Raw genomic sequence first — 14,567 nt, 5'->3', positions numbered from 1 at the left:
CGCGTCCGTGCCGCACAGGGCGGCGATCAGCGTGGCGGCGGCGGTCGTCCCGCCGACGCTGAGGTCGCCGAGCACGACCACGTCGGTGCCCGAGTCGGCCTCCTCGTCGGCGATCGCCATGCCGAGGCGCACCGCCTGCTCGGCCTCCTCGACGGTGAGCGCGTCCTCGATGTCGATGCGCCCGCTGCCGCGCCGCACCCGGTGGCGGGTGACGTCCTCGGGAAGCAGTTCCGGATCGCAGTCCAGACCGGCGTCGACGATCCGCACCGGGACACCCGACCGGCGGGCCAGCACGGASASSGSCCGCCCGCCCCGAGAGGGATGCGCCAGGAAGACCTCCAGGCCGCCGCCGGTCCGTCCGGGGGCGGCCTTCGGCTTGTCCGTACACACGCCGACGGCGCCCCATATGATCCCGTTTCATGGGAGATGTCCGCGAGAACGACGAGGGCACCGGCCGGGGCGGCGGCGCCCGCGCGCGGCGGGCCGCCGCGTTCGCTGTGTGGTACCTGCGCATCGTGACGTTCGTGAACTTCCTGAGCGCCGTGTGGGTGTCGCTGGGCCAGGATCTGCGCCGCCACAACGCCGACAACTACTTCACGCCCTATCTGCTCACCGCGGGCTTCGCGTCCGGCGTCTTCACCCTCTTCCTCGCGGTGACCATGCGGCGCCGCAAGCGGGCCGCCTGGATCCTGAACCTCGTGCTCGGCGGTCTGTTCCTGCTGCTGTTCGCCGTCGCGCTGGTGTTCCCCGAGATCCGCGGGCACGCCCAGAACTGGATCTCGTTCGTCCTCACCGCGGCCTTCGTGGCCGCGCTGCTGGCCGGTCGCCGGGAGTTCTACGCCAAGGGCGACCGCTCCAACCCGAAGCTGGCGACCGGGGTCGCCGTCGGCGGACTCCTCGTCACGTCGCTGCTCGCCACCGGTCTCGTCGCGCTCACCAACACCTCGCCGCAGAGTTCGACGTTCCTGGAGAAGTGGCGCTACGGCGCGATGCGGCTGGTCTCCGTCGCCGTCGACGACGACCGCTTCCCCACGATCACCACCCCGGGGTGGGTCGACGTCCTGATCAACATCATGTCCACGCTGCTGGTGCTCGCCGTGCTGTACGCGGCGTTCCGCTCGCGCCGCGCCGTCGACCCGATCACCGAGGACGACGAGGCCCGGCTGCGCGCGCTGCTGGAACGGCACGGCGACCGCGACTCCCTGGGGTACTTCGCGCTGCGGCGCGAGAAGAGCGTCGTGTGGTCGCCGACGGGCAAGGCGGCCGTGGCGTACCGCGTGGTGGGCGGGGTGTCGCTCGCGTCCGGCGATCCCATCGGCGACCCCGAGGCATGGCCGGGCGCGATCGCCCCCTGGCTGGCCCAGGCCCGTGAGCACGGCTGGGTGCCGGCGGTGATGGGCGCCGGCGAGGAGGCGGGCACGGTCTACGCCCGGCACGGCCTGGACGCGCTGGAGCTGGGCGACGAGGCGATCGTCGACACGGACGAGTTCACGCTGGAGGGGCGCGCGATGCGGTCCGTGCGCCAGGCGTACAACCGGGTCAGGCGCGCCGGGTACCAGGTCCGGATCCGGCGCCACGAGGACATCCCGCCCGAGGAGGCGGCCGCGTTGCTGCGGCGCGCCGACGAGTGGCGCGACGGCGCGACCGAGCGCGGTTTCTCGATGGCCCTGGGGCGGCTCGGCGACCCGGCGGACGGCCGCTGCGTGATGCTGGAGTGCTCGGACGGCGACGGGACACCGAAGGCGCTGCTCAGCTTCGTGCCGTGGGGTCCCGAGGGGCTGTCGCTGGATCTGATGCGCCGTGACCGGGAGGCCGAGAACGGGCTGACCGAGTTCATGGTCATCGAACTCCTCCAGCGCGCCGAGGAGATCGGGATCACGCAGGTCTCCCTGAACTTCGCGATGTTCCGGTCGGTCTTCGAACGGGGCTCCAGGCTCGGTGCGGGGCCGGTGCTGAGGCTCTGGCGTTCGGTGCTCGGCTTCTTCTCGCGCTGGTGGCAGATCGAGTCCCTCTACCGGGCGAACGCCAAGTACCGGCCGATCTGGGAGCCGCGGTACATGCTCTTCGAGAAGAGCTCCGACCTGCCGCGCATCGGTGTCGCCTCCGCGCGCGCCGAGGGATTCCTGGAGGCCCCGGGGCTGCCCGAGTGGGCACGCCGCCGTCGGCTGGAGAGCGGTCGGTGAACACCGCGTCCGCCTTCGCCCGCCGGGAATGGGGGCCGCTGTACGGGGTGGTCCACACCGCGCTCGTGGCGAGGAGCTGGCGGGCGGTCCCGCTCACCCTGGTGGCGGTCGGGCTGACCGCCGTCGCCTTCGCGCTCCAACACCGGTCCTGGGGACTGCCCGTGGTGGAGGCGGTGGGCTTCGTGCGTGCCGGGGACCCGCTGTGGCTCGCCCTGCTGCGGACGCCCCTGTCGCCGTTCGTCCCGGCGCCGCAGCTGCCGGTGTGGGGCGCGCTGGTGCAGATCCTCGTGGTGTTCGGCGTCGCGGAGATCACGCTCGGGCGCGTGGCGCTGGTGGTGATCGCGTACGTCTCGACGCTGGCGGGCACCGTGTACGCGCGGATCGGCGTCGCGGTCGGGCCGGACGGGGCGTTCGGGCTGCCCGCGTCGAACGCCGCGGTCGTGGACTCGGGGCCGTCGGCCGCCGTCGTGGGTCTCGCGCTGTGCGTCTGCTACCGCTACCGGGCGTGGGCGACGGCCGCCCTGGTGGTGGCCGCGATGGTCGCCGAGGTGATCGTGCGGCCGGATCTGGCGGGCAAGGAGCATCTGGCGGCCGTCGCGGCGGCCGCGGTGCTGTGCGCGGCGGACGCCCTGGCGCGCGGCCTGCGGCACCGCCGGGCGCGGTCCGGCGCCCCTGGGCGCGGCGGCCCGCCGTAGGGCGTGCCGCCTCACGGAAGCTCGCGGTCGGTGGAGTCGGCCGGCGTGTCGGGGGCGCCGCCGATCAGGTCCTGGAAGGCACGCCGGGGCCGCTCCCAGCGGCGGTCGTGGCGGATGGCGCGCAGCGCCGAACGCGCCCTGGCCTTCGGCCGGTTGCGGTAGAAGCGGCGCGCCCACGGCGAGCCGGGGCGGGCGAGGCGCACCGCGCCGACGAGGGCGACGAACGGGACGAGCACGCCGAGCAGGCCGAGCCGGGCCTTGCCCTTGACGAGGGCGATCAGCACGCAGAGGAAGTTGGCGGCGACGGTGAGGAGGAGCGAGGCGCGGTTCTGGCGTTCGTCCGGTGTCAGGCCGTCCACCCCGAGCGGTGAGGAGCCGCTGAGCACCAGCAGGGCGAGGGCGGCGGCGAGGACGACGACCTCGACGCTCTGGCGGCCCTGCTCGGTCCAGTAGACGTCGTCCAGGTGCAGGATCAGGGCGAACTCGTCGAGCACGAGGCCGACTCCGATGCCGAAGATCACGGCGCAGACCCCCGAGGCGACGCCGTGCCGGCCGCTGCCGACGGCGCCGAAGCCCCCGACGACGGTGAGCACGACACCGGGGACCACGTGGTGGATGTGCAGGCCGCCCGGACTGACGTTGCCGAAGGGGCCCCGCCCCGCGCGGATCATGCGGGTGATCACCCGGGTCAGGAGAAAGGTGAGGACGAACGAGACCAGCGCGAGGAACATCGGGAGCTTCCCCGGCTCGACGATGTTGCGGTAAAACCAGTGGCCCATGCCGTTTGCTCCCGATTCGCGCGTTTTGCGCAATTTACCGCCGCCTGGGCCGGGTGGCGGGGTGCGGCTCGGGACCGGCGGGCCCCTGCGGGCGGACGCGGCCGACGGGCTACCCTCGCGCGGTGGACTCCTCGCACGGCATACGTTTCGCCTTCGGCACCCTGACCGTCCTGCCCGTGCGGGTGACGCGCTGGGACCGTGAAGCCGGCCGGGCCGGGATGCTGTGGGCCCCGCTGGCCGGGCTGGTCGTCGGGCTGTGCGCCGCGGCGGCCGGCGGACTCCTCGTGCTGCTGGGCTCGGGCCCCCTCCTCGCGGCCGTGGCGGGCACCGCCGTGCCCGCGGTCCTCACCAGGGCCCTTCATCTGGACGGGCTCGCCGACACCGCCGACGGCCTCGGCAGCGGGAAGCCGGCCGAGGACGCCCTGCGGATCATGAAGCAGTCGGACATCGGGCCCTTCGGGGTGGTCACCGTGCTGCTCGCGCTGCTGGCCCAGGTCGCCGCCCTGAGCGAGCTCTACGCCGCCGGGTGGGCCCGCGGGGCGTGCGCCGCCGTGCTGGCCGGGGTGGCCGCCCGGCTGGCCCTGACCCTGGCCTCGCGCACGGGTGTGCCCGCCGCCCGGCCCGACGGTCTCGGCGCGGCCGTCGCCGAGGCGGTGCCCGTTCGCGCCGCGCTGGGCACGGCCGCCCTGGTCACGGCCGCAGCGGCGGGTGCAGCCGCCGTGCTGGGCGGCGCGCTCGCCGCCCTGCACGCGGTGCTCGCGGTGGCCGTCGCCCTGGCGGCCGCCGAGCTGCTGCTGCGCCGGTGCGTGCGGCGGCTCGGCGGCGTGACGGGCGATGTATTCGGCGCCCTGGCGGAGACGGCGGGAACGGCGGCGCTGGTGGTGCTGGTCCTGGGGTGAGCCCCGCGCTCACGGGTCGCCCACCCCGTGCGGGAGCGTGCCCCAGGGGTGTGCGCCCGTGCCCGGGACCGTGCAGTGCACCTCGGTGGCGGGGCGGGCGTGGCGCGGGGCCGCGTAGACGAGGTGGCAGAAGCGGTCCGGCGGGAAGGCGGCCGTCCAGGCGGGGGCCGCGGCGGCCGGGTCGTACGCGTCCCACGGGCCCTCGAAGGTCACCAGCAGCTCGGCCAGCCGGGCGTAGCCCGGGTCGGGCGGCACCCCGTGGTTGAGCACCACCGTCGCCGCGCCCGCCACCCGTGCCGCGACGGTCAGCCGGGTGTAGTGCGCCAGCGCGTCGCGGCCGGACGACACCTGGTCGAGGAAGACGCCGTCGGTCGCGTACCAGTCGCGGTGGCGCAGCGCCTCCCCGACGACGGTCCCGTGCGGGCGGCGGCCGTAGCCGGTGTCGACGTAGCCGAGGACGGGCACCCCGGCCTCCCGCAGCCGCCCCGCCACCGCGGCGAAGGCGGGGTCGGCGGCCGTGCCGGGGCCGCTGGCCGGGTTGAGGACGACGGCGTGCAGCAGCGGCGCGGCGGCCACCAGGCGGTCCCAGGCGGCGGGCCGGTCGGCGGGGTGCTCGTAGTACGGCACCAGCAGGCCCGTCACGGGCGGTGGGCCGTGGCCCGGCCGAGCAGGACGCAGACCAGGGCGAGCAGGGCGGCGGCCGCGAGGGCGGAGACGGCGAGCCCGACGGTCTCCGGGGCCCCGGCGCCCGCCGCCGCGAGGGCGGTCTGCACCAGCGCGGCGACCGAGCAGACCGCCGCCGCGACGGTCACCGCGCCGAACGCCTGGAGCAGCAGCCCGGTCCAGAGCACCGCGCCGACGAGGAGCAGCGTCACCAGGGGTGCGCCGCCGAGGGCGGGCGCGCCGGGCCACAGCAGGGTGCCGGCGGCGGCGAGCGCGCACAGGACGAGGAGGTGGGCGGCGAGGCAGCGGGTGAGCACCAGGACCGCGGCCCGCCGGAAGGCGGCGGGCGAGGTGACCGACCGCAGCCCGGTGAGAGCGCCGCTCCGGAAGCGGTGCAGCAGCCACTCGGCGGGCCCGTTGCCGAGGGTCAGCGCGACCGCCGACGGCCCGGCGACCACCGCGCCGGGCTCCGCGTGGAAGACGTCGCCGAGCGCGGTGTGCAGCACGAGCACGCCCGCACCGAGTCCGAACAGCCCGTGCGGCAGCGACGCGGTCAGCCGCGGCTCGGCGGGACGGGGCGTCCCTCGGCCGGTGTCCGCCGGGCGCGGCACGGACGTGGTGCGGCGGAGGAGGGCGGCGGCGGTCAGGACCGTGGCCGTGAGGGAGGCCGCCGACAGCAGGGCGCGGGCTCCGACGGGCAGGTCGTGGAGGAGGAGGACGGCCGTGCCGGCGGGAAGCGGCAGCAGGCAGTGGAGCAGGGTGCGTTCACGGCCCAGGACGAGCAGCGCCGTGGCCGCGCCCAGGTACACCGCCTGGGCCGCGGAGAAGACGGCCGACGGCCACTGCCCGGGGCCGGTGCACACGGCGGTCGCGGCCGTCGAGAGCAGGGCGCCGGCCGGGGCCCCGACGGCCAGGCAGCGGGCCGCCCCCGGGCGGTCCCCCAGGCCCAGGCGGCAGTAGGCCCGGTGGGCCATGGCCTGGTTCCACATCCAGCCGGTGAGCGCGCCCGCGAGCAGCGGCGGCAGGGCCGGCTCGCCGAGCAGCGGGGCGGCGAGGAGCCAGCCGAGGCCCGGCAGGGCGAAGAGCAGGCCGCGCAGCAGGGAGCCGAGCAGTCCGGTGTGCCACGGCGCGGCCGGGGGCACGGGTGGCTCGGGGTGGCTGCGGGGCACCGTGGCGAACAGCTCGGCGGCGAGCGCGAAGGAGTCGGGCCGGCCGTAGGCGAGGCGGATGTGATCGTCCGTCATGCCGTCGGACTCGAGGATCGCGGCGATCTCGTCGGGGTGCACGGCCGCGGCGATCACCTCGCGCAGGCGCCGCGCCAGGTCGTCCAGCGGGTCGGCGGCCACGCCGGTCCGCGGGGCGGGGCCGCGCCGGCGGGGCAGCGCGGGCAGGGTGTCGAGGTGGTCGCCGGGCTCCTGCCACAGCGGGCCGCTCATCGCAGCACCGCCTCGGGGCGGGGCACGGCGAAGCCGGTGGCGCAAGGGGTGTCCCTGCCGGTGTCGGGGAAGCCGGCCAGCTCACGGTAGATGCGGCGGAAGCCGTCCACGGAGCGGCTGAGCGTGAACCGGTCGACGACCCGCTGCCGTGCCGCGCGCCCCAGCGCGGCCCGGCGCTGCGGATCCCGCAGCAGCGCGGTCAGCGCGGCGGCCAGCACGGCGGGCTCGCGCGGCGGGACGACGACCCCCGTGTCGCCGACCGCCTCGCGCACCCCGCCGACGTCGGTCGACACGGTCGCCCGGCCGCAGGACATCGCCTCGATCAGGGAGAACGGGAAGCCCTCGCTGATCGAGGAGAGCGCGACGACGTTGCCGGCCCCGTAGGCGCGGGCCACGTCGGAGATGCGTCCCTCCCAGACGATGCCGTCGACGACGCCGAGTTCGGCGGCGAGCTTCTCCAGCCGGACGCGGTACGCCTCGCCGCCCTCGGGCACGCCGCCGAACAGCCGCAGCCGGGCGGCGGGCAGTTCGGCCCGGACGACGGCGTACGCCCGGATCAGGGTCTCCAGGTCCTTGATGGGGTCGATGCGGCCGGCCCAGGAGACGGTGGGCACGTCCGGTTCGGCGCCGGCGTCGGGAAAGGCTCCGGGGTCGACGCCGTTGTAGACGGTGCGGATGCGGGCGGCGGGTGCGCCGCCGTGCTCCTCCCAGCGCCGGTTGTAGCGGTTGCACGGCGTGATCAGGTCGGCGCGGCGGTAGCCGAGGGTGTTCAGCTCCCGGTAGAAGGCCAGCATCAGGGTCTTCACGGGGGTGCGCTGCGGGTGGGTGCGGTAGCCGAGGTAGCGCTCGCGCAGATAGATGCCGTGCTCGGTGAGCAGGAACGGCACCCGCTCGAAGTGCTGGGCGGCGAGCGCCGGCAGGGTGGCGAGGCCGGCGCTGACCGCGTGGGCGACGGCGTCGTCGGGTATGCGGGCGCCCAGCGGGCGCAGGGCGTGCTCCAGCAGGTCCGTGGCGGTCAGCGCGTCGTGCACGGTGGGCCGTGCGGCGGCCGTCGGCAGGTGGGGCATGGACCAGATCCACGTCAGCGACCGCAGGACGGCCTCCGAGCGCAGTGCCGAGGTGAGCCGTCCCTCCCTGGCCCAGCCGGCGAGCCGGTCCAGCGCCGTGCCGAAGTCGCAGCCGGCGTCCGGGTCGAGCATGGCGAGCAGGAACTGCTCGTAGGTGTCGAGGAAGCGGCGCTGCTCGCGGCGCGGCAGCCGGCGGCCGGCCGGCTCGGGTCCCCACAGCGGGAACGAGACGTGCCGGTAGACGTTGTCCGGCAGCTCCCAGGTGACCGGCTCCCGGCCGCTGCCGGTGAGGGCGACGACCTGGAAGTCGACCTCCGGCATGCCGCGTACGAGCTGGTCGCACCAGGTGGACACGCCCCCGTGGACGTGCGGATAGGTGCCTTCGGTGAGCATGGTGACGTGGCGACCGCTGCTCAGCATCGGTTCGTCCCCCCAAGGACAGTGGTCGGCGGACGGTGGGTATGCCGCGACGGTGGTCCGTCGCGCGCGGAGGCGCGGCCCGCCCGTGGTGCGCGCACACGGGCGCCCGGGCACGCGCGGGCACCCGCCGGGGGACGTCGTCGTCCGCCGGCGGGCGTGACGGGTGCGCCGCGGTGGCGCGGGAATCAGACGGGCAGGCGGAGCGTGACGGCCGTCTGGAGCAGCTCGGGCGTCGCCCACGCGGAGCGGGTGCCGGCGTAGGCGCCGCCGAACACCGAGGTGGTCAGCAGGTGCTGCCTGCGGGTCCCCTCCGGGACGGTGACGGGCGCGGCCACCCCGCGGGGCGCCTTCACGGTGACGGTGTCGCCGATGCGGTACGCGGTGACCGCACCGTCGGCGAGCGCCGTCCGCCACGCGGCGCGCCGCTTCATCTCCTCGCCGGCCTCGCGCTGGCGCGGGCTGACGAGCGGGGTGTTGTCGGCGAACAGGCCGCGGTAGTCGGCGAGGACCTTGTCGAGGACCGGGTAGAGCAGCCGGTCCTCGGCCAGGTTGGACTGGTGGACGTAGTGCGGGCGCGGGTCGTTCGCGACGACGTGGCCGAGAGCGGTGCGGGCCTCCTGCGGCGCGATGTGCGCGGCGTACCCGGTGGCCGTGTCCAGCGGCGCGGGCAGGCAGGTGGAGGCCGGGTTCGTCTCGCAGACGCCGCTGCCGCCGTCGGCCGCGGAGGTGTAGATCCAGTTGTACTCGTCCGTCATCTCCTCGGCCGTGCCCACGTTGTAGTACACGTTCATCGGGTGGCGGGGCACGGTCAGCGCGGAGCCGACCGGACGCTGCTGCGGCTCCCGGGAGTTGTCGCTCGCGATCCAGGTGACGCCGTTGTCGGCGAGGGCTCCGGCGAGGTTCGGGTTGTCGGCGGGCTGCTGCGGCAGTGTCCGCAGCCCCGAGTGCTCGCCGGTGACCAGTTCGGTGCGGTCCACCGGGAGGCCCTTGCGCACGGCCCAGTCGTGGTTGTCGCGGATCTGCGCGGACACCTCGGCCCGGCCCGCCCACCGGGTGGCGCCCGCGCCGTCCTTCGCGCACCGCCACGGGACGACCGACACGTCCTGCACGCAGCCGAGGAAGGGGTGGGTCCAGGTGTGGTTGATCCAGCGGTACCGGGCCCGGTCGGCGAGCAGCCGGTCGGCGAGCGGGTCGCTGCCGCCGTGGGCGGCCTTCCACTCCTCCCCGGAGCCGGCGTTGTAGACCATGTCGAGGGTGAATCCGGCAGTGCGCTGCCAGGCCGCGGCGTAGGCGGCGTCGTCGGCGGTCATGCGGATCGGCGCGGCCTCCTCGCCGCCGCCGACGCAGTCGATGTCGCCCGGGGTGCAGTTGCGCTCGGTGTCCCAGCGGGCGTCGGGCGCGAAGACGTCGTCGACGTGGACCGAGAACCAGTTGCGGCTCTGTCCGAGGTGGACGCCCTGGGTGAGCCATTCGACGATGCCGCGCGCCAGCACCCGGAACTGCCGCTGGTGACGGTTGTAGGCGAAGGTCACCACCAGCTCGCGGCGTCCGTCGTGGGCGTACTCGCCGACCAGGCTGCCGCGCCCTGCGCCGTCGCCGACGGGCAGGTCCAGGTAGCTGGTGAATCCTTCCCTCGGCCTGCCCGCGTAGCCGTAGCTCTCGGCGACCTGGGGCGAGTTGTCCTCGAAGGCGACCGGTCCGTCGAGGTAGCCGAAGGGGCCGGAGCGGCCGGCGGCGGTGAGCGCGGCGGGCGCCCCGTCGAGGACGCCGGCGTGACCGCCGTCGTCCACGTGGTCCAGGCCCACGCCGGGGTGGGACCAGGTGTAGGCGTCGACCTGGCGGATGCCGAAGGTCCGCTCGTAGGCGAAGAGGGCCTCGTTCTCGGCGGCGCCGGCCGCGGTGCCGGAGCCGAACGGGTCCTCGTCCGGGACGACGACGCCCTGGTACCTGGCGCGCGGGCGGCCGTCGACGGTGTCGCCGAGGAAGGCCGCGTCCACCGTGGGGCGGTCCGGGTCCCCGAGGTCCAGGCGCCGGAAGGGCACGCCGGTCGACTCCAGTTCGGAGACGATCGCGTCCACGGCGGCGCCGCCGTCGTCGACGACCAGGACGGTCAGGTCGACGCGCGGCGCCGGAGCGGCCGATGCCGCCGCGGGGACGGCCGTGGCCAGCAGCACGGCGGCGAGCGCCGCCGCGGCGGCTCTGCCCGTGCGGGGTCGGTACAGGTCCATGTGGTTCCCCCCTTGCGCGTCCTCCCCGGACGCGTCGCCGTCCCGCGTGCGCCTCCCCGGCGCACCTGGGACCTGTGGAGATGATGCGAAGGAGCGCGCGGCCCCCTTGCCCGAATGGCCCGAGTGTGGCTGAGCTCTCCCAGCGTTCGCCCGAAACATGGAAGAGACACCACGGACGAGTGAACCGCCGCCGCCGTGAGCGAGACATATGGCCACGCGTAGGCTCTTCTCCGGCATGGCGATGGGATCCATTCCCGTGCACAACCAACCAGGGGTATGTCTTCCGGCCCACCGGACTTCCGTCCACACGGCGTCCCGGCGGACCCGGAACTCAAGGAAGCGAGATTTCACCACCGTGACTGCTCTCACTCTCAGCACCGCAGGCGCAGCGACGCTGCGTGCCGACGCGGTCGTCGTCGGCGTCGCCAAGGGCGCCAAGGGCCCGGTCGTCGCCCCGGGCGCCGAGGCAGTGGACCAGGCGTTCGACGGAAAGCTCGCCACTGTCCTGCAGACGCTCGGCGCGAGCGGTGCCGAGGGCGAGGTCACCAAGCTCCCCGCCCCGGCCGGCCTCAAGGCGCCGGTCGTGCTGGCGGTCGGACTCGGTACGGAGCCCGGCGACGGGGAGGCGTACGGCACCGAGGCGCTGCGCCGTGCGGCGGGCAGCGCCGCGCGCGCCCTGGCCGGCTCGAAGAAGGCCGCCTTCGCGCTGCCCATAGAGGCCGCCGAGGACGCGCAGGCGATCGGCGAGGGCGCCCTGCTCGGCGCGTACGCCTTCACCGCCTACCAGGAGAACGCCGCCGGCGGGAAGAAGCCGCTGGCCGAGGTCGCCCTGCTGGGCGCCAGGCCCCGCGACAAGGCCTTCAAGGCCGCCGCCGAGCGTGCCGCCGCGGTGGCGGAGGAGATCAACCGCGCCCGCGACCTGATCAACACCCCGCCGAACGACCTCACCCCCGAGGCGTTCGCGGCCGTCGCGACGGCCGCCGCCAAGGAGCACGGCCTCAAGGTGCAGGTGCTCGACGAGAAGGCGCTCGTCAAGGGCGGCTTCGGCGGCATCCTCGGTGTCGGCCAGGGCTCGCAGAACCCGCCGCGCCTGGTGAAGATCAGCTACACCCACGCCAAGGACGCCAAGCACCTGGCGCTGGTGGGCAAGGGCATCACCTACGACTCGGGCGGCATCTCGCTGAAGCCGGCCGGCCACAACGAGACCATGAAGTGCGACATGTCCGGCGCCGCCGCCGTGTTCGCCGCGGTCGTGGCCGCCGCGCGCCTGGGCCTGGAGGTCAATGTGACCGGCTGGCTCGCGCTCGCCGAGAACATGCCGTCGGGCTCGGCCACCCGCCCCGGTGACGTGCTGCGCATGTACAGCGGCAAGACGGTGGAGGTGCTCAACACCGACGCCGAGGGCCGCCTGGTGCTCGCCGACGCGCTGACCAAGGCGTCGGAGGAGAAGCCGGACGCCATCGTGGACGTGGCGACGCTGACCGGCGCGATGGTGCTGGCGCTCGGCAACCGCACCTTCGGCATCATGGCCAACGACGACGACTTCCGTACCTCGATCCACGAGATCGCCGGCGAGGTCGGCGAGGCGTCCTGGCCGATGCCGCTCCCGTCCGACCTGCGCAAGGGCATGGACTCCCCCACCGCCGACATCGCGAACATGGGCGAGCGGATGGGCGGCGGCCTGGTGGCCGGCCTGTTCCTGAAGGAGTTCGTCGGCGAGGGCATCACCTGGGCCCACCTGGACATCGCGGGTCCGGCGTTCCACGAGGGCGCGCCCTACGGGTACACGCCCAAGGGCGGCACGGGCTCGGCGGTGCGCACGCTGGTCCGTCTCGCGGAGCGGACCGCGGCGGGCGAGCTCGGGCTCTGACACCGGCCGGGGACGGTTCCCGGCACACGGACGTGAGGGGCCCGGGGCACGCCCCGGGCCCCTCACGCCTCCCGGGCCGTCACGCGCCGCGTCGCTGGCCCGGGGCGTGCGCGGCCCCGGCCTGCGGCGGGAACAGCACGGGCCCGCGGCGCGTTCTCTACCACCCGGTAGCCCTGAAAGCGCTCAAGCTCACCATCCCAAGCCCCGGCCCCGCGTCCCGCGTCCCGGCAACAAGTGCAAAGATGGGTTCTCGGCAGGACAGGGCCCCCACCACAGGGCCGAAGACTAAGCGGCCGAACACCAGCCGCCGCCCGGTCATCGAGGACCGGGGCGAACGGCGCACATGCATGGAGGACGTGACGTGGCGAACGACGCCAGCACCGTTTTCGACCTAGTGATCCTCGGCGGCGGTAGCGGCGGTTACGCTGCGGCCCTGCGCGGAGCTCAGCTGGGCCTGGACGTCGCACTGATCGAGAAGAACAAGCTGGGCGGCACCTGCCTGCACAACGGCTGCATCCCCACCAAGGCCCTGCTGCACGCCGGTGAGATCGCCGACCAGGCCCGCGAGGCCGAGCAGTTCGGTGTCAAGGCCTCGTTCGAGGGCATCGACATCGCGGGCGTCCACAAGTACAAGGACGACGTGATCGCCGGCCTGTACAAGGGCCTGCAGGGTCTGGTCGCCTCCCGCAAGGTGACCTACATCGAGGGCGAGGGCCGTCTGTCCTCCCCCACCTCCGTCGACGTGAACGGCCGGCGCGTCCAGGGCCGGCACGTCCTGCTGGCGACCGGCTCCGTGCCGAAGTCCCTGCCGGGTCTGGAGATCGACGGCAACCGCATCATCTCCTCGGACCACGCGCTGACGCTGGACCGCGTCCCGCAGTCGGCGATCATCCTGGGCGGCGGCGTCATCGGCGTCGAGTTCGCCTCGGCCTGGAAGTCCTTCGGCACCGACGTCACCGTCATCGAGGGCCTCAAGCACCTCGTCCCGGTCGAGGACGAGAACAGCTCCAAGCTGCTGGAGCGCGCCTTCCGCAAGCGCGGCATCAAGTTCAACCTGGGCACCTTCTTCGAGAAGGCCGAGTACACCCAGGACGGCGTGCGCGTCACCCTCGCCGACGGCAAGACCTTCGAGGCCGAGGTGCTGCTGGTCGCCATCGGCCGCGGCCCGGTCTCGCAGGGCCTCGGCTACGAGGAGCAGGGCGTCGCGATGGACCGCGGCTACGTCCTGGTCAACGAGTACATGCAGACCAACGTGGACACCATCTCGGCGGTCGGCGACCTGGTCCCCACCCTTCAGCTCGCGCACGTCGGCTTCGCCGAGGGCATCCTGGTGGCGGAGCGGCTGGCCGGTCTGAAGACCGTCCCGATCGACTACGACGGTGTGCCCCGGGTGACGTACTGCCACCCCGAGGTCGCCTCCGTCGGCATCACCGAGGCCAAGGCCAAGGAGATCTACGGTGCGGACAAGGTCGTCGCCCTGAAGTACAACCTCGCGGGCAACGGCAAGAGCAAGATCCTGAAGACCGCGGGCGAGATCAAGCTCGTCCAGGTCAAGGACGGTGCCGTGGTCGGCGTCCACATGGTCGGTGACCGTATGGGCGAGCAGGTGGGCGAGGCCCAGCTGATCTACAACTGGGAGGCTCTGCCGGCCGAGGTCGCGCAGCTCGTCCACGCGCACCCGACGCAGAACGAGGCTCTCGGCGAGGCGCACCTGGCGCTGGCCGGCAAGCCGCTGCACTCCCACGACTAGTCAGTTACGGGCGCGACAGACCACTACCGCACTTTTGTAAGGAGCACCTGAAACCATGGCGGTTTCCGTAACCCTTCCGGCGCTCGGCGAGAGCGTCACCGAGGGCACTGTCACCCGCTGGCTGAAGGCCGAGGGAGAGCGCGTCGAGGCCGACGAGCCGCTGCTCGAGGTCTCCACCGACAAGGTCGACACCGAGATCCCGGCCCCCGCCTCCGGCGTGCTGGCCTCGATCAAGGTGGCCGAGGACGAGACCGTCGAGGTCGGCGCCGAGCTGGCCGTCATCGACGACGGCTCCGGCGCCCCCGAGGCGGCCTCGGGCGGCGGCTCCGCCGAGGGCACCGACGTGGTCCTTCCGGCGCTCGGCGAGAGCGTCACCGAGGGCACCGTCACCCGCTGGCTGAAGGAGGTCGGCGAGGAGGTCTCGGAGGACGAGCCGCTGCTCGAGGTCTCCACGGACAAGGTCGACACCGAGATCCCGGCGCCCGCCTCCGGCGTGCTGGCCTCGATCGTGGTAGGCGAGGACGAGACCGCGGAGGTCGGCGCCAAGCTGGCCGTGATCGACGACGGCTCCGGCGCC

Annotated in this window: 10 protein-coding genes and 2 pseudogenes; 6 read left to right on the top strand and 6 right to left on the bottom strand. The window is 74.3% G+C overall.

What is annotated here, in order from left to right; all coding sequences use genetic code 11:
- Window positions 1–312, bottom strand: a pseudogene (locus EAO77_RS23060) (nicotinate-nucleotide--dimethylbenzimidazole phosphoribosyltransferase); the annotation flags it as partial.
- 107 nt (window positions 313–419) lie between these two features.
- Between EAO77_RS23060 and EAO77_RS23055 the strand changes: the two are divergent.
- Both EAO77_RS23055 and EAO77_RS23050 read left to right on the top strand, forming a co-directional pair.
- Window positions 420–2,183 carry a phosphatidylglycerol lysyltransferase domain-containing protein gene (locus tag EAO77_RS23055; RefSeq protein WP_147990212.1) on the top strand — a complete coding sequence of 588 codons (1,764 nt, stop codon included), beginning with the start codon at window positions 420–422 and terminating at the stop codon, window positions 2,181–2,183.
- The gene (locus EAO77_RS23050) at window positions 2,180–2,878 is read left to right on the top strand and encodes a hypothetical protein (RefSeq protein WP_147990211.1); all 699 of its coding nucleotides are present in this window, start codon (window positions 2,180–2,182) and stop codon (window positions 2,876–2,878) included. The genes EAO77_RS23055 and EAO77_RS23050 overlap by 4 nt, the downstream gene beginning before the upstream one ends.
- A gap of 28 nt (window positions 2,879–2,906) precedes the next feature.
- On the opposite strand, the pseudogene EAO77_RS23045 reads toward EAO77_RS23050, so the two are convergent.
- Window positions 2,907–3,657 (bottom strand): annotated as a pseudogene (locus tag EAO77_RS23045) (hypothetical protein); the annotation flags it as partial.
- A gap of 122 nt (window positions 3,658–3,779) precedes the next feature.
- On the opposite strand from EAO77_RS23045, the gene EAO77_RS23040 reads away from it, so the two are divergent.
- Window positions 3,780–4,556: an adenosylcobinamide-GDP ribazoletransferase gene (locus EAO77_RS23040; RefSeq protein ID WP_147990209.1), complete on the top strand. Its 777-nt coding sequence runs from the start codon at window positions 3,780–3,782 to the stop codon at window positions 4,554–4,556.
- 9 nt (window positions 4,557–4,565) lie between these two features.
- On the opposite strand, the gene EAO77_RS23035 is transcribed toward EAO77_RS23040, so the two are convergent.
- From EAO77_RS23035 to EAO77_RS23020, 4 genes are all read right to left on the bottom strand, one after another.
- Window positions 4,566–5,198, bottom strand: coding sequence for a spherulation-specific family 4 protein (locus tag EAO77_RS23035; RefSeq protein WP_147990208.1), 633 nt, complete (start codon window positions 5,196–5,198; stop codon window positions 4,566–4,568).
- A complete protein-coding gene (locus EAO77_RS23030) occupies window positions 5,195–6,655 on the bottom strand; it encodes a hypothetical protein (RefSeq protein ID WP_147990207.1) in 1,461 nt (486 codons plus the stop codon). The genes EAO77_RS23035 and EAO77_RS23030 overlap by 4 nt, the downstream gene beginning before the upstream one ends.
- Entirely contained in the window at window positions 6,652–8,142 is a 1,491-nt protein-coding gene (gene pelF / locus EAO77_RS23025; RefSeq protein ID WP_147990206.1) for a GT4 family glycosyltransferase PelF, read from the bottom strand. The genes EAO77_RS23030 and pelF overlap by 4 nt, the downstream gene beginning before the upstream one ends.
- Before the next feature lie 185 nt (window positions 8,143–8,327).
- On the bottom strand, window positions 8,328–10,370 hold the full coding sequence (locus EAO77_RS23020) for a hypothetical protein (protein ID WP_147990205.1): 2,043 nt from the start codon (window positions 10,368–10,370) through the stop codon (window positions 8,328–8,330).
- A 355-nt stretch (window positions 10,371–10,725) separates the two neighbouring features.
- Between EAO77_RS23020 and EAO77_RS23015 the strand changes: the two genes are divergently transcribed.
- The 3 genes from EAO77_RS23015 to EAO77_RS40295 all read left to right on the top strand — a co-directional run.
- On the top strand, window positions 10,726–12,240 hold the full coding sequence (locus EAO77_RS23015) for a leucyl aminopeptidase (protein ID WP_147990204.1): 1,515 nt from the start codon (window positions 10,726–10,728) through the stop codon (window positions 12,238–12,240).
- Between the two features lie 361 nt (window positions 12,241–12,601).
- A complete protein-coding gene (lpdA, locus tag EAO77_RS23010; protein WP_147990203.1) occupies window positions 12,602–13,990 on the top strand; it encodes a dihydrolipoyl dehydrogenase in 1,389 nt (462 codons plus the stop codon).
- Between the two features lie 55 nt (window positions 13,991–14,045).
- Window positions 14,046–14,567, top strand: a 522-nt coding sequence (locus tag EAO77_RS40295; protein WP_315986109.1) for a biotin/lipoyl-containing protein, incomplete at its 3' end; no start/stop codon positions are given.

This window comes from Streptomyces sp. T39 (genome assembly GCF_008042045.1).
In the GTDB taxonomy this organism is placed as follows: Bacteria; Actinomycetota; Actinomycetes; order Streptomycetales; family Streptomycetaceae; genus Streptomyces.
This window is presented reverse-complemented; position numbering and strand designations above follow the sequence as displayed.